This window comes from Ruegeria sp. BHSB172, assembly GCF_059613165.1.
In genome coordinates this window covers 1-19,083 of sequence record NZ_JBXWRZ010000025.1, presented here as the reverse complement: position 1 = coordinate 19,083, position 19,083 = coordinate 1, and the positions used below count along the sequence as shown (strand labels likewise).

The following is a 19,083-nucleotide window of genomic DNA, read 5'->3' as shown; positions in this document are numbered from 1 at the left end:
GCCTCCGTCGCTTACCCATGAGGCAAAGGGACGTCAACAGCCGCGAAAGGCCCGCCCAATGAGCAGCGAGCACTACACACCCCCCGTGAACCCCCTGCCACCCGTGGTGGTGGCGCTGGTCCTGTTCATCATGGGGATCGAACTGGCCTTCACCCTCGGCACGCGCGGCCTGGTCGGCGGACCCGACGCGGTAGGCTGGCGGCTGGAGGCGATCAAGCGCTATTCCTTCTCGGCCGACATCTTCGACTGGATGGTGATGAACGGGCGTTGGCCGGTCGAGCATGTGATCCGGTTCTTCACCTACCCCTTCGTGTCAGGCAGTTTTACCCAGGCGCTTTTTGTCTGCGTCTTTGTTTTGGCGATGGGCAAAATGGTGGGCGAGGTGTTTGGCGGTTTTGCGATGCTGGTGATCTTCGTGCTGTCCGGCGTGGGCGGGGCGCTGGCCTATGCGGTGCTGCTGGACCCGCGCTATCCGCTGGTCGGGGGCTTCCCGCCGGTCTATGGCCTGATCGGCGCGTTCACCTGGCTGCTATGGCGCAGGCTGTCGCTGGTCGGAGAGAACCAGGCACGGGCATTCCAGTTGATCGCGGTGCTGATGGGCATCCAACTGCTGTTCGGCCTGATCTTCGGCGGCACCTCGGATTGGGTTGCCGATCTGGGTGGGTTCGCGACCGGGTTCGCGCTGTCGTTTTTCGTGGCACCGGGAGGATGGGCGCGGCTGGTGGGGCGTATCCGGCGGGATTGACGGTCAGGACCTTCGCAGGGCGGACCGGAACTCGGACAGGCGGAACGCACCCAGCAGGTGGCCCAGAAGGAAGTAAGACACTGCGGCGACCACGATCAGGGCCAGTAACGCCAGATACCGCCAACCCGGAATGTCGAATGCCCAGCCGAACATCTGCATTGCCACGACCAGCGCCACACCCATTCCTATTGAAGCGACCAATATTCTGGGCGCGCGGCGCTTGAACCTGTCGTCGAAACGAGCCTCGTCGCCCATGCGCCGGGCACCCAGTGCCAACAGCGCCACCATGCCCCACCCGGCGGCCGAGGCCGCAATGGCTGGGGCGATCCAGCCGACGATCGGGTACAGCCCAAAAGCCAGAACGGCGTTGATGACCATAGCCACCACGGCATACCGGAAGGGCGAACGGGTATCCTCGCGCGCGAAGAACAGCGGTTGCAGCAGCTTTTGCAGCATGAAGGCCGGCAGGCCGACGCCATAGACCGCCACGGCCAGTGCGGTGGCAGCCGTGTCTTCAGGGGTGAACTGGCCACGTTGGAACAGGACCGAAACCAGCGGGACCGGGACGAGCACGAAGGCCACGGTTGCCGGAATAGTCAACAAGAGGGTGAATTCTCCGGCGCGGGAAAAAGCGTTGCGCGCACCATCGCCGTCACCCGCGCGCAGACGACGCGACAAGTCGGGCAACAGCACGATGCCCACGGCGATGCCGACCACGCCCAGCGGCAGCTGATACAGCCGGTCGGCAGCGAACAGCCAACTGACGGCATTTTCGGTCTTTGACGCGACCAACTGCCCTACGACCAGATTGACCTGAGTCACCCCCATCGCAAGGGCGGCTGGTACCGCGATCCGAACCATCTTGCGCATGTCAGGGCTGAGCTTCGGTCGGCCGAACCGGATGCGAATTCCGGCGCGTTCGGTGGCGACCCATACCAACGCCAGTTGAGCGACCCCGGCAACGGGTATGACGGCAATGAGCCAACGGATGACCTCGCCCCCGGATACCGCGCCTACGATGAGTGCCGTGCAGGCGAAGATGTTCAGCAGGACCGGAGCCGCAGCAGCGGCGGCGAAGCGACCGGTGGCATTGAGAACCCCGGAAAACAGCGCGGCCAGAGACATGAACAGGATGTAGGGAAAGACGACATAACCGTACCCGACCGCCAGATCGAAACGTTCGTCGCCATAAAACCCCTCGGCCGTCAGCCAGACCAGCCCCGGCATGAAGACCATGGCCAGCCCGACCAGCGCCAGAACGGCCGTTGCCAGCAGGTTGAACGCATCCTGCGCAAACCCTTGCGCGTCCTCGCCGCCTTCCAGCCGTTTCGAAAACATCGGAACGAAGGCCGCGTTGAAAGCGCCCTCGGCGAAGAATCGGCGGAACATGTTGGGCAGGCGGAAGGCCGCAACAAAGGCGTCCATCACGGGTCCCGGGCCGATCAGCGCGGTCAGAAGGATTTCGCGCGCAAATCCCAGAATGCGGCTGGCCAGGGTCCAGAACCCGACCGTGAACAGGCCCGAAAACAGGCGGATCTGCTTCATGAGGCCGCCCGCTCGGCGCCTTCGGCGATGGCGCTGCGCAACTTGGCCTCAAGCGCGCGCTGCTTGGACTCGGAATGGTATTTCAGCCCGAACATGTCCTTGACATAGAACGTGTCCACCACCTGCTCGCCATAGGTCGCGATCACCGCGTTGGCGATATAGACATTGGCCGCCGCAAGGGTTCGGGCCAGATCGTAGAGCAGGCCGGGGCGGTCGCGGGTGTCGACCTCGATGATGGTGTAGATTTCCGAACCTTCGTTGTCGAAGGTGATGTGGGTCGGAACATTGAACGCCTTTTCCCGCTTCTTGATCTTGTCGCGAGACTTGAGCGCGTCGCGGGCGACCACTTCGCCCTTCAATGTCTTGTGTATTATCTGGGTCAGGCGTGGCAAGCGGGCCGTGTCAAATGGGTGACCTTCGGAATCCTGGATCCAGAAGGCATCGGTGACATAACCGTCCTTGGTGGTGTAGCTGCGCGCATCCACGACGTTGGCCCCCGCCAGCGCCAGCGCCCCGGCGATGCGGGCAAAGATGCCGGGATGGTCGGCCATGGCGAAACAGGCACGGGTAGCGTCGCGGTCCTCGTCGGGGTGCAGACGGATTTCCATGGCGCCCGGGTCGCCGCCGTGTTCCAGCGCTCGCAGCATTTCGGCGAACTCGACATGGGTTTCGAGGTTCAGACCCTGCCAATACGGGTCATAGTGCCGCGCGGTCTCGGTCTTGAGATCGGCCTTGGACCAGCCCGCCAGCGCCTCGCGCAGCGCCTTCTTGGCCTCGGCGCCCCGGTTGGCGCGGTTGAGATCCTCCATCCCGGTTTCCAGCGCCCGCTTGGTTTCGGCGTGCAACGCGCGCAGCAAGGTGGCCTTCCAGTTGTTCCAGGTATCGGGCCCCACCCCGCGGATGTCGCAGGCCGTCAGAACCGTCAGCAGGTCCAGCCGTTTGACGGTTTTCACCGCTTTGGCGAAGTCGCGGACCGTGCGCGGGTCGGAAATGTCGCGCTTCTGCGCCATGTCCGACATCAGCAGGTGATAGCGCACCAGCCATTCGACGGTTTCGCATTCCTTCTTGTTTAGCCCCAGTCGCGGCGCCACCGTGCGGGCGATCCGTGCCCCCAGAATCGAATGATCCTCGGAGCGGCCCTTGCCGATGTCATGCAGCAACAGCGCGACATACAGCACCCGACGGTTCACGCCGCCCTTCAGGATCGACGAGGCCAAGGGCAGCGCCTCGACCAACTCGCCGCGTTCAATCTGCGCCAGGTTTGTGATGCACTGGATCGTGTGTTCGTCCACGGTGTAGCTGTGGTACATGTTGAACTGCATCATCGCCACGATGGGCTCGAATTCGGGGATGAAGGCCGAAAGAACGCCCAGTTCGTTCATGCGGCGCAGCGCGCGTTCGGGATTGCCGTGTTTTAGCATCAGATCCAGAAAGATGCGCCGCGCCTCTTTGTCGTTACGCATGTCATCGTCGATCAGGTGCAGGTTGGCGGTGACCAGCCGCATGGCATCGGGGTGGATCAGCATACCGGTGCGCAGGCCCTCTTCGAACAGGCGCAGCAGGTTCAGCTTGTCGGACAGGAAGCTGTTGGGGTCGGCCACGTCCAGACGCCCGTGCACCACCTTGTACCCCGGCTTGACCCGCGGTTTGCGGCTGAAGATACGTTCCAGCAGGGGCGCGCTCTTCATGTGGGCCGCTTCGAGCTTCGTCAAAAAAATCCGTGTCAACTCACCGACTCGGGTGGCCTCGCGGAAGTAGCGCTGCATAAAGATTTCGACCGCACGACGTCCCGCGCGGTCCTCGTATCCCATACGCTCGGCAACTTCGACCTGAAGATCAAAGGTCAATTTCTCGGTCGCCCGCCCGGTAACCAGATGCAGGTGGGAGCGCACCGCCCACAGGAATTCTTCAGCTTGGGAGAAAGTTCTGAGCTCGTCGGCGGTAAAAAGACCGAGAGGCACCAACTCGGCCACATCTTGTACGCCGTAGATATATTTGGCGATCCAGTACAGCGACTGCAGGTCGCGCAGCCCGCCCTTGCCTTCTTTCACGTTGGGCTCGACCACGTAGCGCTCGCCCTGTTTGAGGTGGCGCGCGTCACGTTCGTGCAGCTTGGCCTCGATGAATTCGCGTTCCGAGCCCTTGAACAGGTCAGATTTCAGCCGCTGTTCGAGCTCGGCGGCCAGGGCCGCGTCGCCGCCCAGAAACCGGTGCTCCAGCATCGCGGTCCGGATCGTGAAATCATCCTCGCCCAGGCGCAGGCAGTCGCGGATCGTGCGCGACGAATGACCGACCTTCAGCCGCAGATCCCACAGCATGTACAGCATGGATTCGATCACGCTTTCGGCCCAGGCAGTGATCTTGTAGGGCGTCAGGAACAGCAGATCGACATCCGAGAACGGTGCCATTTCCCCACGCCCATAGCCGCCGACCGCCATCACGGCGATCTTTTCACCCTGGGTCGGATTCGCCAGCGGATGCAGCCGGGTGCTGGCCACCTGCAACGCGGTGCAGACCAGCCCGTCGGTCAGATAGGTGTAGGACCGGGTCAATGGACGGGCGTCGAAAGGGCGGGCGGTGAACGCTTCGGCAATGGCCTGACGCCCGGCCTTTTGCGCGTCGCGCAACACGCGCACCACCGCAGCGCGGGCCGCCGCCGTGTCAGAGGTATCCATAAGGGCCGCTGACAACCGGGCGCCGATCGCATCGCTGTCGAAAATCTCAGAGGCGTCACAGATCAGCGGGCCGCTGGGCTGCAGAGCCAGCGCAAGCGGTTCAGAAACCGGCGCCGGAGAAGCTTTGTGGGGCAGGGTCAATCACAACCACCTGTTTGTTCTGGATCGTGGCAACCGCCAGACCGCGTTCGTTGGTGCCGTCCGGTCGTAGACGGAAGATGCCGCCCACCCCCTGGAACCCGGCGTTCTGCGTCAACGCGGCCGCTGACAGGGCGTTCGAATTGCCCTGGCTGGCCAAGGCGCCGATGGCTGCGATACCGTCATAGGCCAACCCACTGATCGGGTGCGGGGCCTCGCCATAGGTCGCGTTGTAGCGCTGCCGATAGGCTTGGGCCTTGGCCGGATCGGGCAGGGCGAACCATCCGCCCTGGACCCCGGGCAACTCCAGAGTCTGCGCCGGGATGTCCCATCGTGTCAGGCCGATATATTGCACCAGGGCGGGGGACACGCCGGCCTCTGGCAGCAATTGGGTGAACAACGGCAGCGCGCCGGCGGTCGTGGCGGTCAGGAAAATCGAATCCGCTCCGGTCTGATCCACCGTGGCCTTGATCGCCGGAACCGCGTCGATCACGCCTTGCTGAGACCGGTCAAAGCCGACCTCGCCGGCATTGGCGACTCGGCTGCCACTAAGGGCGTTGGCGATCGCGGCGCGTCCCAACTGCCCGGCGGCGTCGTTGCTGTAGACGACAACCATTTTCGATTTGCCCTGCCGGCCTGCGAAATTGATCAGCCGGCGGGCCGTGTTGTCGAAGGTCGGCCCCAGCACGAAGACATTGCCGCCCGCGATGCTGGTGTTGTTCGAAAACGAAAGCACGTTCACGTTCTTGCTCAGCACTGCCAGCCCCGCCGCATTGGCGGCCTGGGCATAGACGGGCCCCAGAATGACCTTGGCGCCGTCGGCCACCGCCTGCTGCGCCGACGCGGTCGCGGTGTTCGGATTTCCGGCCGTGTCATAGACCCGCAGGTCGATCCGGGCGTTCTGAAGATCCGCCATCGCCAGACGCGCGGCGTTCTCGAGGCTTTGGGCCAGCGACGGATCGCTGGACTGAGGCACCAGCAGCGCAACGGGAACCGGCTCGGAGGTATCGATCGAGGGGCCCCGGCCGGTCGCGCCCGGCTCGCAGGCGGCCAGAAACGCAGCAGTGGCAATGCCGATGGCGATTTTCGCGATCTTGCGAACGGGGTTGCAAACGGTGGACATCTCGATGAAAACTCCCTGATCCGGCGGCACGGGACGCTGCTGTTTGGTGCCGCCGCGATAATAAACGTCACGCTGCGAGGGTCCAGCATTGAATTTCCAAAAGGTTAGATTGGCGGGGGGGCTGTATTTCGTTGCCACACCGATCGGAACGGCGCGCGACATCACGCTGAGGGCGTTGGATGTTCTGGCCTCGGCGGATGTGATCGCCGCGGAAGACACACGAAGCCTGCGCAAACTGATGGAGATTCACGGCGTGCCGCTCGAAGGGCGGCGCATTCTGTCCTATCACGATCACAGCGGCACGGGCGCGCGCGAGCGGATCATGGCCGAACTGGCACAGGGCAAGTCGGTGGCCTACGCCTCCGAGGCTGGCATGCCGCTGATCGCCGATCCGGGTTACGACCTGGGCAAGCAGGCGGCCGAGGCCGGATTCACCGTGACCTGCGCCCCCGGTGCGTCAGCTGTAGTGACGGCGCTGACCCTGGCGGGCCTGCCGACGGACGCCTTCTTTTTCGCCGGTTTCCTGCCGAATGCGTCAGGCGCCCGCCGAACACGGATCGAGGCGCTGCGCGACATTCCCGGAACGCTGGTATTCTACGAATCCCCCAAGCGTTTGGGGGCATGCCTGTCGGATCTGGCGCAAGTCTTGGGCGACGAGCGACAGGCCGCGGTCTGTCGTGAACTGACCAAAAAGTTCGAGGAAGTCCGGCGGGGTAGCTTGCTAGAGCTGTCCGAGCAGTATCGAGATGCCACCGTGAAGGGCGAGATCGTCTTGCTGGTGGAGCGCGCCCATTCACAAGCCGTTAACGATTCGGATGTAGAAGAGGCGCTGCGACAGGCTCTGGAAACGCACTCGGTGCGGGATGCGGCAGATCTGGTGTCCAAGATGTATGATTTGCCAAGGCGGCCGATTTACCAAAAGGCTCTGCAACTGGGAAAGGGATGATATGGCGCGACGGTCGGTCCAGGGCTCGGTTTCCTATCACGCCGGGCAAGCGGCCGAGCACAGCGTCGCTGCCGACTACGAAAGACGAGGGTTCGAGGTCTGTCACAGGCGTTGGCGCGGCGCGGGGGGCGAGATCGACCTGATCGTCCGGGATGCGCAAGGCCTTGTGTTCGTCGAGGTCAAGAAAAGCCAAACCTTTGACAGCGCCGCGGCACGGATCAGCAAGCGCCAGATCGACCGGATATATGCCTCGGCGGCGCAGTATTTGGCACAGGAACCGGGCGGACAGCTGACCGATGTCCGGTTCGATGCGGCTCTGGTGGATGCAACGGGCGCAGTGCAAATCGTCGAAAACGCCTTTGGTCAGGGCTGATCGCCATTGAACACCCGTCCCCGCTGGGCCATGTATCTGGCGTGAACACGAGGGACACGCCATGAAAATCGCCTTTCAGATGGACCCGATCGGGGCCGTGGACATCAATGCCGACAGCTCGTTCCGGCTGGCCGAAGAAGCCCAGGCCCGCGGCCACCAGCTGTTTTACTACGGACCCGATCAACTGGCCTATCAAGAGGGGCGCATCACCGCCCGCGGTCACGACATGACGGTGCAGCGGGTTGCTGATCAGCCAGCGGTTCTGGGGCTTGAGCGCGAGGTTGATCTTGCGGATTTCGATGTCGTCTGGCTGCGGCAGGACCCGCCGTTCGACATGCACTATATCACCTCGACCCATCTGCTGGATCGGCTGCGCGGGCAGACGCTGGTTGTGAATGATCCGTTCTGGGTGCGCAACTACCCGGAAAAACTGCTGGTTCTGGATTTCCCTGACCTGACTCCGCCAACCACGATCGCCCGCGATCTGCGGACCATCAAGGCGTTCAAGGAAAAGCACGGCGACATCATCCTCAAGCCGCTCTATGGCAATGGTGGGGCCGGCGTGTTCCGCCTCGATGCGGATGACCGCAACCTGACCTCGTTGCACGAGTTGTTCACCGGTTTCTCGCGAGAGCCGCTGATCGTTCAGAAATTCCTGCCGGATGTGCGCAACGGCGACAAGCGGGTGATCCTGGTAGATGGCGAACCAGTCGGCGCGATCAACCGCGTTCCAGCCGAGGGTGAAACGCGGTCGAACATGCATGTGGGCGGCCGGCCCGAAAAGATTGGCCTGACCGACCGTGATCTTGAGATTTGCGCGGCCATCGGACCGCTGCTGAAGGAAAAAGGCCAGATTTTCGTAGGCATCGACGTGATCGGCGACTATCTGACCGAAATCAACGTGACTTCGCCCACAGGAATCCAGGAATTGGAGCGGTTCAACGGAACCAATATTGCCGAAAAGATCTGGCAGGCGATTGAGGCCAAGGTCTAAGCCGCAACTCGGGCGCTGATCCTGTAGCTCAGCGCCTCGGCCACATGGGGGCGACGCACATCGGGCGCGTCCTCGAGATCCGCAATGGTGCGGGCCACACGCAGAATACGGTGGTAGGCCCGCGCCGACAGGCCGAACCGTTCGGCCGCCTTGACCAGCAGGTCCTTGCCCTCGGCGTCTGGAGCGGCGACCTCTTCCAGCAGATTGCCCTCGATATCGGCGTTCTGGAGAATGCCGGGCGTGTCCTGAAAGCGCCGGGCCTGAACAACGCGCGCCTGCTGCACCCTCGTGGCAACCGTGGCCGAGCTGTCTCCGGATGGCGGCAGGTCAAGGTCGGTAAAGCCCACGGGCGGCACCTCGATCCGCAGATCGAACCGGTCCATCAGCGGCCCCGAGATGCGGCCCAGATAGTCCTCGCCGCAGACCGGCGCGCGCGAGCAGGCGCGGGACGGGTCGCTGAGATATCCGCATTTACAGGGGTTCGCTGCCGCCACCAACATGAACCGGCAGGGGTATTTCACATGGGCGTTGGCGCGGGCGACCATGACCTCGCCGGTTTCGATGGGCTGGCGTAGGGTTTCCAGAACCGTACGCGGAAACTCGGGGAACTCGTCCATGAACAGGACGCCGTTGTGGGCTAGGGAAATCTCGCCGGGTTTCGCGCCTTTTCCGCCGCCTACGATCGCCGCCATCGATGCCGTGTGATGCGGCTCGCGGAACGGGCGGGTCCTGCTGATGCCGCCCTCGTCCAGCATACCGCACAGCGATTGGATCATCGAGGTCTCCAGCGCCTCGGTGGGCGTCAGCGGCGGCAGTATGCCGGGCAAGCGGGCGGCCAGCATGGATTTGCCCGATCCCGGCGTGCCGATCATGATCATGTGGTGACGGCCGGCCGCTGCGATTTCCAATGCGCGTTTTGCCCGTTCCTGCCCTTTGACGTCGCGCAGATCGCGGGTCGAGGGCTCCAACCTGACCTCGCCGGGTTCGGCGACCGACAGGGGCGACTGACCCGTAAAATGGCGCACGACGTCGCCCAGGGACGAGGCCCCGATCACCTGGGTTGCGTCGACCCAGGCCGCCTCGGCACCTGACGCGCGCGGACACAGCAGCGTGCGGCCCTCGGCCGCGGCGGTCATCGCGGCGGGCAGGGCGCCGGCCACGGGTACCAATGAGCCGTCCAGCGAAAGCTCGCCCAGAGCCATGGTGCCTTCGGCGGCGTCGGCGGGCAGGATGTCGATGGCACAGAGCAGGGCCAGCGCGATCGGCAGGTCGAAATGGCTGCCTTCCTTGGGCAGGTCGGCGGGCGACAGGTTGATCGTGATGCGTTTGGATGGCAGCGCAATGGCCATCGCACTCAGCGCACTGCGCACGCGTTCGCGGGCCTCGGACACGGCCTTGTCCGGCAGGCCGACGATTGAAAAGGCGGGCAGCCCGGGGGATACGGCGCATTGCACCTCGACCGGGCGGGCCTCGACCCCCTGAAAAGCAACGGTATGAGCGCGGGCGACCATGGCGATCCTGTTCGTGGTTAACAGGGCCTTGCTGCCATGGCGCCGGTTTAGGAATGGTTAACGGTCACATCGCTTGCCGGATCATATGCGTGAATTTCGGCCACGCTCCGGGGTCGGCCACGGTTTTGTCGCGGCAGAAAGTGTTGCAGAAGCCCCATCGTTTGCTGTCCAGTTCGAGAAATGCGGTCACCGGTTCGCCGGAATAGGGGCAGAGGTCATTGACCGACGGCCCCGCCTCAACTGCGCGGGCTGTCGAGGCCTCGCCGATCGGCCAAGGCTCGGCGTCGAGCGGCTGGTCATAGGGGAACGGGTCGTAGTCGACCGTTAGACCCATCGCGCGCCATTGTCGAACCGCCGGGTCCGACAACAACTCCATGCAATAGTCGTGGTTCTGCGCGGATACGGGCAGACCGTAGCCGATGATCCTGGCCGCGACCGGCGTATAGAACACATCGGCCAGCGAATAGCTGCCGAACAACGGGCCGGACTCCATGCCCGAAATTTTGCGCGCATGCGCCCACAGGGTCTCGATCCGGGTCAGATCGGCGCGGGTTTCGCCGGACGGCTCGAACCCTTTCCAGCGGTGTTTGAGTTGCATGGGGCAGGCCGACCGCAGGGCATGGAACCCGGCGACCATCTCGGCACAAAGCCAACGGGCGGTTGCGCGGGCTGCGGCGTCTTGCGGCCAAAGCTGGGCATCGGTATGGCGTTCGGCCAGCGTCTCGGCGATGGCGAGGCTTTCGCCGACCACCGTGCCGTCGGGCAGGCGCAGCGCAGGGACCAGACGGGCCGGGGCCAGCGGCTGCATGTCCCGGGCCATCGTGCCCGAATACAGGCCGATCATGTGGGTCGTGTAGGGCAGGCCGAATTTTTCCAGCATCAGCCATCCGCGCATGGACCAGCTTGAAAACAGGCGGTCCCCGATGAAAAGGTCATATGTCATGGCCCAAGGATGGCCGAGCGCCTGACATCGGTAAAACGCTGATTTGTGTGCGTTGTATTCACGGAAGATGATTGATCCGGCCGACCGACCAGGTTTTGCCGTCAAACGCCAACTCGGTCACCGACAGGTTGTCGATGCGATGGGCAAAGGCCTGTTGCGCGTCCAGATCCAAGGCACGCTGTACCTGGGTCAGGATCACGCCGAAATGAGCCACGATGACCAGATTGGCGCCTGTATGCATAGCGATCAAACCGTCGATCGCCGCGTCGACCCGCGCGCGGACCGCGTTCCAGCTTTCGCCGTTGGGCGGACGCACGTCGCCTGGGCTGTCCCAATAGGCAAAGGCCAGTTCGGGGTCTTCTGCCTCGATCTCGGGAAAGGTGCGCATTTCCCAAGTGCCGAAATGGATCTCGCGCAGGTCGGGGTGGTGCGGCAGGCGGCGGCGCGTGCCTTGAATTGCCGTGGCCGTATCCGCAGCGCGCGACAGGTCCGAGGAAATGACCAGCGCATCCCGCGGCAGGTGGTCGTGTAGGCGCGTGAGGGCCGCGTGGTCGCTCAGGTCGGCGGGAATATCGGACCAGCCCACCATCGTCTTGGCATGGGTCGGGCCGTGACGGACCAAATGCAACCGGGTCACGGCAACTGGCCTTTCAAGACCTGCGGTAGTCCCGCGATGACCTGAACCACCAGATCGGCTTGGGCGGCGAGGGCAATGTTCAGCCGCCCCTGCGCCTCGCGGAATTTGCGTGCCAGCGCATTGTCGGGAACGATACCGTGTCCAACCTCGTTCGAGACCATCACGACCTGCGCGGGGCAGGTCCGTAGCGCGGCCAAAAGGGCGGCCTGTTCCCGTTCAAGATCGCTGTCGGCAAGCAAGTGATTGCTGAGCCACATCGTGGCGCAATCGATCAGGCAGACCTGATCCGGGCTCAGCCCCGCCAGCGCCGGACGCAGGTCCATCGGGGCTTCGATCGTGTGCCAGCCGTCGCCTCTTTGGTCCACATGGCGCCTGATTTTTAGGCGCATCTCATCATCAAACACTTGTGATGTTGCCAGGTAGACGCGGGTTTTTCCTGTTGAAACAGAGAGTTGTTCGGCAAATGCAGATTTTCCCGACGCCGCGCCACCCAGCACAAAGGTTAAATCGGGATGCATTTTTTACTACCTTTACAGTGATCCACCCGGTGCGCCCTTGCGTATCGACCATACGTCGGCAAGGCAAGACCGGCGGCGCCTACGACAGATGGGAGAGCTGCATGGCACTGGATAACCCGAACGACTTCTCGATGTCCCGGCAGGCTATGAAAGCCGAATTGCTGGATGCGGAAACTGAATTGCGCCTGGCCTACGCTTGGCGCGACGAGCGCGACGAACAGGCCCTCCACCGATTGATTATGGCCTATATGCGATTGGCAATTTCAATGGCGGCCAAGTTCAAACGCTATGGCGCGCCGATGAATGACCTGATCCAAGAGGCCGGGCTGGGCCTAATGAAGGCAGCAGACAAGTTCGACCCGGATCGCGGGGTTCGCTTCTCGACCTATGCGGTGTGGTGGATCAAGGCCAGCATTCAGGACTACGTGATGCGCAACTGGTCGATGGTGCGGACCGGTTCGACGTCATCCCAGAAATCCCTGTTCTTCAACATGCGCCGGGTGCAGGCGCGGCTGGAGCGCGAAGCTGCGTCCGATGGTTTGGAACTGGACCGGCACCAGCTTTACCAGATGATCGCGGCCGAGATTGGTGTTCCGCTGCGTGATGTCGAAATGATGCATGGCCGGCTGGCTGGGTCCGATTTTTCTCTGAACGCCGTGCAGTCGGCCGACGAAGATGGACGCGAATGGATCGACGCGCTGGAGGATGACAGCGCGCAGGCCGCCGAACTGGTGGAACATGGACACGACACCCGCCAATTACGGGAATGGCTCATCACGGCGATGCAGGCGCTGAACGACCGGGAACGGTTCATCGTGCGCGAGCGAAAGTTGCGCGACCCGGCGCGGACGCTGGAAAGCCTCGGTCAGGAATTGGGCCTGTCGAAAGAGCGCGTGCGCCAACTCGAGGCGGCGGCCTTCGTGAAAATGCGCAAGAGCCTTGAAGGGCAATCGCGCGAGGTGCAACACTTCTTCGCATGAGATTTCTTGCGATTCTGACGGCGGCTGCCGTTTCCCTCACCGGTTTGGCGCGCGCGGCGGCGGCCGGTGAATACATACCCGACGATGTTCTAGCCCTGATGAAAGAGGCCGATGTGGTCATCCTGGGCGAGGTTCACGACAACCCGCGCCATCACGTGGTGCAGACCGAGGCAATTGCAGCGATCGAGCCGTCGGCCGTCGTTTGGGAAATGGTCACCGAAGAGGGCGCGCAGCGTCTGGCGCAGACGGCCGCGTCAAACCCCGAGGAACTGTCGCGCATCCTGCGCTGGGCCGAATCCGGATGGCCACCGCTCAGCATGTATTATCCGGTTTTTCAGGCTTCGAACGCCCCGGTCTATGGAGCTATGGTGCCCCGTGCGGCTGCCCGGGCCGCGATGGAGCGCGGGGCCGCGACCGCGCTGGGCGCGGATGCGGCGCGATACGGCCTGACCGTGCCGCTGGCCCCCGAGGATCAGGCGGCGCGCGAGGCCGAGCAGCAGGCGGCCCACTGCAACGCCATGCCCGCCGAGATTTTGCCACAGCTGGTCGCCATCCAACGCCTGCGCGATGCGGTTCTGGCCCGCGCCATCCTGCGCGCGGTGGATGAGACCGGCGGACCGGTGGCGGTGATCACGGGCAATGGGCATGCGCGCAAGGATCAGGGCATTCCGACCTTCCTGAGCCGTCTGCAGCCGGGGCTGAGGCTGTTCGTGTTGGGGCAGGCCGAAGACGGTGCGCTGACCGGTGAATTCGATGCGGTGATCAACAGTCCCGCCGCCGATCGCGAGGACCCCTGCAAGGCGTTCGAGACGCAGGATTAACCGCTGGAACTCGGGCCATGCGTGGCATAGTGTCGGGTCCGACTGCGACCGGGAAAGGCTGAACATGCTGGCATCCAAACGGATTCTCCTGATCATCGGCGGAGGCATCGCGGCCTACAAGTCGCTCGACCTGATCCGCCGCCTGCGCGAGCGGGGCGCCTCGGTCACTCCGGTCCTGACCCGCGCGGCCGAAGAATTCGTGACACCGCTTTCGGTGGCGGCCCTGGCCGGGGAAAAGGCCTATCGCGATCTGTTCGACCTGACGGATGAGGCCGAGATGGGGCACATCCAACTGTCGCGCTCGGCCGATCTGGTGGTAGTCGCGCCCGCGACGGCCGATCTGATGGGCAAGATGGCCGGAGGGCTGGCCAACGATCTGGCCTCGACCCTGTTGATGGCGACGGACACGCCGGTTCTGTGCGCGCCGGCGATGAACGTACGGATGTGGACCCACCCGGCGACCCAACGCAACCACCGTCAGTTGATCGCCGACGGGGTTCGGTTCGTAGGGCCGAACGATGGCGACATGGCCTGCGGCGAATACGGGCCCGGGCGGATGTCCGAGCCGCTGGAGATCGTCGCGGCGGTCGAGGCGGCGCTGGCGGACGGTCCGTTGACGGGCAAGCGGATTCTGGTGACCTCGGGGCCGACGCACGAGCCGATCGACCCGGTGCGGTACATCGCCAACCGGTCCTCGGGCGCGCAGGGTGCCGCGATTGCCCGGGCTCTGGCGGCGCTGGGGGCCGAGGTGGTCTTTGTCACCGGTCCCGCCGAGGTGCCGCCGCCCGACGGCGTGCAGGTGGTGCGTGTCGAGACCGCGCAGCAGATGTCGGATGCGGTGGATGCCGCCTTGCCGGTGGATGCGGGCGTGTTCGCCGCCGCGGTGGCCGACTGGCGCGTTGACGGGGCCTCGGACCGCAAGCTCAAGAAAAGCCGCGATGGCACGCCCGCACTGGAGTTTGCCGAGAACCCGGACATCCTGAAGCGGGTGTCGCACTTGGGTGCTGGCCGGCCCGCCTTGGTCGTGGGTTTCGCCGCCGAGACTGACGACGTGATCGCCCATGCAACCGCCAAGCGGGCGCGCAAGGGCTGTGACTGGATCGTGGCCAATGACGTTAGCCCGGCGACGGGGATCATGGGCGGGGCCGAGAACGCGGTTGTGCTGATCACGGACCAGGGCGCCGAGGAATGGCCGCGCATGGGCAAGGACGCGGTGGCCGCGCAGTTGGCGGAACGGATTGCGGCGGCTTTGGCCGGGTGACCGGCCCATTGCAGGTGCACGCAGTTGGAAAACGAGGGGGCAGCGATGGTGGCAATTCGGGTGATCCGGGAAGACGGGGCCGATCCGGCGGTTGCATTGCCGTCTTATGAAACGGCCGGTGCCGCCGGTGCGGATGTGCGGGCCAACCTGCCGGATCGGGGCAAAATCGTTCTGATGCCCGGAGAGCGCGCCTTGGTGCCGACCGGCCTGCGGATCGAGATACCGGATGGATATGAGGCGCAGGTCCGCCCACGCTCGGGGCTTGCCTTGAAACATGGGATCACGCTGCCCAACGCGCCGGGCACGATCGACAGCGACTATCGCGGCCCGCTGGGGGTGATCGTGCTGAACGCGGGGCAGGACCGGTTCGAGATCGCCCATGGCGACCGGATCGCGCAGCTGGTCGTCGCGCCGGTCGTGCAGGCCCGGTTCGAGCTGACCGGCCGCCTGCGGCAGACGGAACGCGGAGCCGGTGGGTTCGGTTCCACCGGGCGCAGCTGATGCTGTTGGTCTTGATTCTGGCTGCGGGGCTGTGGGGGCTGGGCTATCTGACCGGCGCATCCCGAACCGCGCGATGGGTCTCGATTCTGGTTCTCCTGGCGGGAGTCGTGCTGTCGCATCTGGTGCTGCCCGATGGGCACCCGGTCCGTCTGGCCACCGGCGGGTCGGCCGCGATGTGGTTGATTCTGGTGGGGGCGGTGGCTTTGGTGACGGGGTATGGCGCGATCGTGAAAGCGTTGCGCCGTCGTGCCCATTCGGTGCAGGCCGAGCCTGCGCCCGCCCCCGCCGGGCAGTTCAGCCTGACCGAACTGGAACGCTATGCCCGTCACATCGTCCTGCGTGAGTTGGGCGGACCGGGCCAAAAACGCATGAAGACGGCGCGCGTGCTGGTGATCGGCGCCGGGGGGCTTGGCGCGCCGGCCTTGCAATACCTGGCGGCCGCGGGTGTCGGTACGATCGGGGTGATCGATGACGACGTGGTCGAAAACGCCAACCTGCAGCGGCAGGTGATCCATCGCGATACCGACATCGGCATGCCCAAGGTCTTCTCCGCGCAGCAGGCGATGGAGGCGCAGAACCCCAACGTCATCGTGCGCCCCTATCACCGTCGTCTGACCGAGGAGATCGCCGCCGAGCTGTTTTCCGACTATGACCTGATCCTCGATGGAACCGACAATTTTGAGACCCGGTATCTGGCCAATCGCACCGCCGTGGCGCTGGGCAAACCGCTGATCTCGGGCGCGCTGTCGCAGTGGGAGGGGCAGCTGAGCGTGTTTGATCCGGCCAGCGGCGCGCCCTGCTACCAGTGCATCTTCCCCGAGGCTCCGGCCCCGGGTCTTGCGCCCTCTTGCGCCGAGGCCGGGGTGATCGGGCCGCTGCCCGGCGTGGTGGGCGCAATGATGGCAGTCGAGGCGATCAAGGTGATCGCCGGTGCCGGTCAGGCCCTGCGCGGCGAGATGCTGATCTATGACGCGCTTTACGGTGAAAGCCGCAAGATCACCCTGTCACGGCGCGCCGATTGCCCCGTCTGCGGGCAATTGGGCTGAGAGCACCCGCTCCAGAAACCTGGCGTCCGCCTCTGGACGATCCTTGCCGCTATTCCTAGCTTGACGCTCAAAGGAGTATTCGATGAGCAACCCGATCCTGTCCGACTGGACGACCCCGTTTGAAATCGCGCCTTTTGCCGAGATCTCGGATGATGACTTCGCCCCGGCGCTCGAGCAGGCGCTGCAGGCGCATACCGACCAGATCGCGGCGATTGCGGCTAACCCCGAACCGCCAAGCTTTGCCAACACGATCGAGGCGCTCGAGGCCGCCGGTGAAGGTCTGAGCAAGGTTCTGTCGGTATTCTACACCGTGGCCGGAGCCGACAGCAATCCGGCGCGCGAGGCGCTGCAGCGCGACTTTTCGCCCAAGCTGGCGGCCCATTTCGCGGCGATCTCGTCGAACAAGGCCCTGTTCCAGCGGGTGGCGGACCTGTGGGCGCAGCGGGACGACCTGGGCTTGACCGAGGAACAGGCGCGGGTGCTGATGCTGACCCATCGCGGCTTTGTCCGCTCGGGGGCGGCCCTGCAGGGCAAGGCGGATGCCCGCATGCAGGACATCAAGGCGCGTCTGGCCAGCCTTGGCACCGCCTTCACCCAGAACCTGCTGGCGGACGAGCGCAACTGGTTCATGCCGCTTTCCGAGGATGATCTGGACGGGCTGCCCGATTTCGTGATCGACGCCGCGCGGGCCGCGGGCCGGGAAAAGGGGGCGGATGGCCCTATCGTGACCCTGTCGCGGTCGCTGATCGTGCCGTTCCTGCAATTCTCGCCCCGGCGCGACCTGCGCGAGAAGGCCTATCGCGCCTGGACGGCGCGTGGGGCGAATGGGGGTGAAACCGACAACCGCGACATCGCGGCCGAGATCCTGAAGCTGCGCGAGGAACGCGCCCGGCTGCTGGGCTATGAGAATTTCGCGGCCTTCAAGCTGGAGACTGAGATGGCCCGCAGCCCCCAGCGCGTGCGCGAACTGCTAATGCAGGTCTGGACCCCCGCCAAGGCCCGCGCCGAGGCCGATGCCGCGGTGCTGACGCAGATGATGCAGGCCGACGGCATCAACGGTCCGCTCGAACCGTGGGACTGGCGCTATTATGCTGAAAAGCGCCGCAAGGCCGAGCATGACCTTGATGAGGCGGCGCTGAAGCCCTTTCTGCAACTGGACCGGATGATCGAGGCCGCGTTTTCTTGTGCCAACCGTCTGTTCGGGCTGGAGTTCGCGCCGCTGGATGTGCCGCTGTATCATCCCGATTGCCGGGCCTGGGAGGTCACCCGAAATGGCCAGCATGTGGCCGTTTTCATCGGCGACTATTTCGCGCGCGGCTCGAAACGGTCTGGCGCATGGTGCAGCGCGATGCGGGCGCAGGCCAAGTTTCCCAAGGTGCAGACGCCGATTGTCATCAACGTGTGCAATTTCGCCAAGGGTGACCCGGCCCTGTTGTCCTATGACGACGCGCGGACCCTGTTCCACGAATTCGGGCACGCCCTGCATCAGATGCTGTCGAACGTGACCTATGAAAGCATCTCGGGCACCAGCGTCGCGCGGGATTTCGTCGAGCTGCCGAGCCAGCTGTACGAACATTGGCTGGAAGTGCCAGAGGTGCTGGCCCAGTTCGCGACCCATGCCGAAACCGGTGAGCCGATGCCGCCCGAGATGCTGGAAAAGGTTCTCGGTGCGGCCAATTTCGATCAGGGCTTCCAGACGGTGGAATATGTGGCCTCGGCGCTGGTCGATCTGGCCTTTCACGAAGGTCCGGCTCCGGCCGATCCGATGGCGCGGCAGGCCGAGGTTCTGGCCGAGATCGGGATGCCGCATGCGATCGGGATACGCCACGCGACCCCGCATTTCGCGCATGTCTTTGCCGGGGACGGCTACAGCTCGGGCTACTACAGCTATATGTGGTCCGAGGTCATGGACGCGGATGCCTTTGCGGCCTTTGAAGAGGCCGGCGGTGCGTTCGACCCCGAAAAGGCGCGGGCGCTGGAAGAACACATCCTGTCGACCGGCGGCTCGAAAGAGGCCGAAGATCTGTATCTGGCGTTTCGCGGTCGCTTGCCGGGCGTTGATGCCTTGCTGAAAGGGCGGGGCTTGATCGCGGCGTGACCGACCGGTTGCGCCCCGCCGCGCGCTGCCCATTGCGGGCCGGGCGACGGACCAAGTGAGATTGGCATGCGGCGCTGTTCCGGCGCCGTCAGTAGCCCAGGTCGCGATCGACCAGATGCAAAAGCGACTGTCCGGCTTCGTTGCGTCGGATGTTCTCGCAGATGACCTGGGCTGCGGTCTCGGGCCGGGTTTCCGAGGCGATATGGGGCGTGACCGTCACGTTCGGAT

General features: G+C 64.4%; 17 protein-coding genes and 1 pseudogene. 10 read left to right on the top strand and 8 right to left on the bottom strand.

Translation table 11 applies throughout. The features are described from left to right. Positions 1-58 precede the first annotated feature (58 nt). Entirely contained in the window at positions 59-745 is a 687-nt protein-coding gene (locus tag AC2FM3_RS12105) for a rhomboid family intramembrane serine protease (RefSeq protein ID WP_496682094.1), read from the top strand. Between the two features lie 3 nt (positions 746-748). Here AC2FM3_RS12105 and murJ read toward each other — a convergent pair whose 3' ends face one another. From murJ to AC2FM3_RS12090, 3 genes are read right to left on the bottom strand one after another with little or no spacing between them, the layout of a single operon-like run. Continuing rightward, entirely contained in the window at positions 749-2,290 is a 1,542-nt protein-coding gene (murJ, locus tag AC2FM3_RS12100; protein ID WP_496682091.1) for a murein biosynthesis integral membrane protein MurJ, read from the bottom strand. Then, on the bottom strand, positions 2,287-5,106 hold the full coding sequence (locus AC2FM3_RS12095) for a [protein-PII] uridylyltransferase (RefSeq protein WP_496682089.1): 2,820 nt from the start codon (positions 5,104-5,106) through the stop codon (positions 2,287-2,289). The genes murJ and AC2FM3_RS12095 overlap by 4 nt, the downstream gene beginning before the upstream one ends. Then, the gene (locus AC2FM3_RS12090) at positions 5,066-6,226 is read right to left on the bottom strand and encodes a penicillin-binding protein activator (RefSeq protein WP_496682086.1); all 1,161 of its coding nucleotides are present in this window, start codon (positions 6,224-6,226) and stop codon (positions 5,066-5,068) included. The genes AC2FM3_RS12095 and AC2FM3_RS12090 overlap by 41 nt, the downstream gene beginning before the upstream one ends. Before the next feature lie 88 nt (positions 6,227-6,314). On the opposite strand from AC2FM3_RS12090, the gene rsmI reads away from it, so the two are divergent. The 3 genes from rsmI to gshB all read left to right on the top strand — a co-directional run bounded on the left by rsmI (position 6,315) and on the right by gshB (position 8,539). Beyond that, positions 6,315-7,172 carry a 16S rRNA (cytidine(1402)-2'-O)-methyltransferase gene (gene rsmI, locus AC2FM3_RS12085; protein WP_496682083.1) on the top strand — a complete coding sequence of 286 codons (858 nt, stop codon included), beginning with the start codon at positions 6,315-6,317 and terminating at the stop codon, positions 7,170-7,172. A gap of 1 nt (position 7,173) precedes the next feature. Further along, a complete protein-coding gene (locus AC2FM3_RS12080) occupies positions 7,174-7,545 on the top strand; it encodes a YraN family protein (protein ID WP_496682081.1) in 372 nt (123 codons plus the stop codon). A gap of 61 nt (positions 7,546-7,606) precedes the next feature. Continuing rightward, the gene (gshB, locus tag AC2FM3_RS12075; protein ID WP_496682078.1) at positions 7,607-8,539 is read left to right on the top strand and encodes a glutathione synthase; all 933 of its coding nucleotides are present in this window, start codon (positions 7,607-7,609) and stop codon (positions 8,537-8,539) included. Here the strand turns inward: gshB and AC2FM3_RS12070 are convergent. The 4 genes from AC2FM3_RS12070 to cobU all read right to left on the bottom strand — a co-directional run bounded on the left by AC2FM3_RS12070 (position 8,536) and on the right by cobU (position 12,148). Then, on the bottom strand, positions 8,536-10,050 hold the full coding sequence (locus AC2FM3_RS12070; RefSeq protein WP_496682076.1) for a YifB family Mg chelatase-like AAA ATPase: 1,515 nt from the start codon (positions 10,048-10,050) through the stop codon (positions 8,536-8,538). The genes gshB and AC2FM3_RS12070 overlap by 4 nt on opposite strands. A 64-nt stretch (positions 10,051-10,114) precedes the next feature. Next, positions 10,115-10,993, bottom strand: a complete 879-nt coding sequence (locus AC2FM3_RS12065) for a glutathione S-transferase (protein WP_496682074.1) — start codon at positions 10,991-10,993, stop codon at positions 10,115-10,117. A gap of 58 nt (positions 10,994-11,051) precedes the next feature. Further along, the gene (locus AC2FM3_RS12060; protein WP_496682071.1) at positions 11,052-11,630 is read right to left on the bottom strand and encodes a histidine phosphatase family protein; all 579 of its coding nucleotides are present in this window, start codon (positions 11,628-11,630) and stop codon (positions 11,052-11,054) included. Beyond that, positions 11,627-12,148 carry a bifunctional adenosylcobinamide kinase/adenosylcobinamide-phosphate guanylyltransferase gene (gene cobU, locus AC2FM3_RS12055; protein WP_496682068.1) on the bottom strand — a complete coding sequence of 174 codons (522 nt, stop codon included), beginning with the start codon at positions 12,146-12,148 and terminating at the stop codon, positions 11,627-11,629. Before cobU ends, AC2FM3_RS12060 begins: the two co-directional genes overlap by 4 nt. A 101-nt stretch (positions 12,149-12,249) precedes the next feature. Between cobU and AC2FM3_RS12050 the strand changes: the two genes are divergently transcribed. The 6 genes from AC2FM3_RS12050 (at position 12,250) to AC2FM3_RS12025 (ending at position 18,855) form a co-directional block, all read left to right on the top strand. Then, positions 12,250-13,128: an RNA polymerase factor sigma-32 gene (locus AC2FM3_RS12050; protein WP_496682065.1), complete on the top strand. Its 879-nt coding sequence runs from the start codon at positions 12,250-12,252 to the stop codon at positions 13,126-13,128. Next, positions 13,125-13,949, top strand: a complete 825-nt coding sequence (locus AC2FM3_RS12045) for a ChaN family lipoprotein (RefSeq protein WP_496682064.1) — start codon at positions 13,125-13,127, stop codon at positions 13,947-13,949. The genes AC2FM3_RS12050 and AC2FM3_RS12045 overlap by 4 nt, the downstream gene beginning before the upstream one ends. Positions 13,950-14,013: 64 nt before the next feature. Continuing rightward, positions 14,014-15,210 carry a bifunctional phosphopantothenoylcysteine decarboxylase/phosphopantothenate--cysteine ligase CoaBC gene (coaBC, locus tag AC2FM3_RS12040; protein ID WP_496682062.1) on the top strand — a complete coding sequence of 399 codons (1,197 nt, stop codon included), beginning with the start codon at positions 14,014-14,016 and terminating at the stop codon, positions 15,208-15,210. Positions 15,211-15,255: 45 nt separating this feature from the next. Then, positions 15,256-15,711 (top strand): dUTP diphosphatase, encoded by a 456-nt coding sequence (dut, locus tag AC2FM3_RS12035; RefSeq protein ID WP_496682140.1) that lies wholly within the window; start codon positions 15,256-15,258, stop codon positions 15,709-15,711. Continuing rightward, complete coding sequence (locus tag AC2FM3_RS12030) at positions 15,711-16,757, top strand: HesA/MoeB/ThiF family protein (protein ID WP_496682060.1); 1,047 nt, start codon at positions 15,711-15,713, stop codon at positions 16,755-16,757. The genes dut and AC2FM3_RS12030 overlap by 1 nt, the downstream gene beginning before the upstream one ends. An 82-nt stretch (positions 16,758-16,839) precedes the next feature. Then, complete coding sequence (locus tag AC2FM3_RS12025) at positions 16,840-18,855, top strand: M3 family metallopeptidase (RefSeq protein ID WP_496682058.1); 2,016 nt, start codon at positions 16,840-16,842, stop codon at positions 18,853-18,855. 88 nt (positions 18,856-18,943) lie between these two features. Here the strand turns inward: AC2FM3_RS12025 and AC2FM3_RS12020 are convergent. Continuing rightward, positions 18,944-19,083 (bottom strand): annotated as a pseudogene (locus tag AC2FM3_RS12020) (glyoxylate/hydroxypyruvate reductase A); the annotation flags it as partial.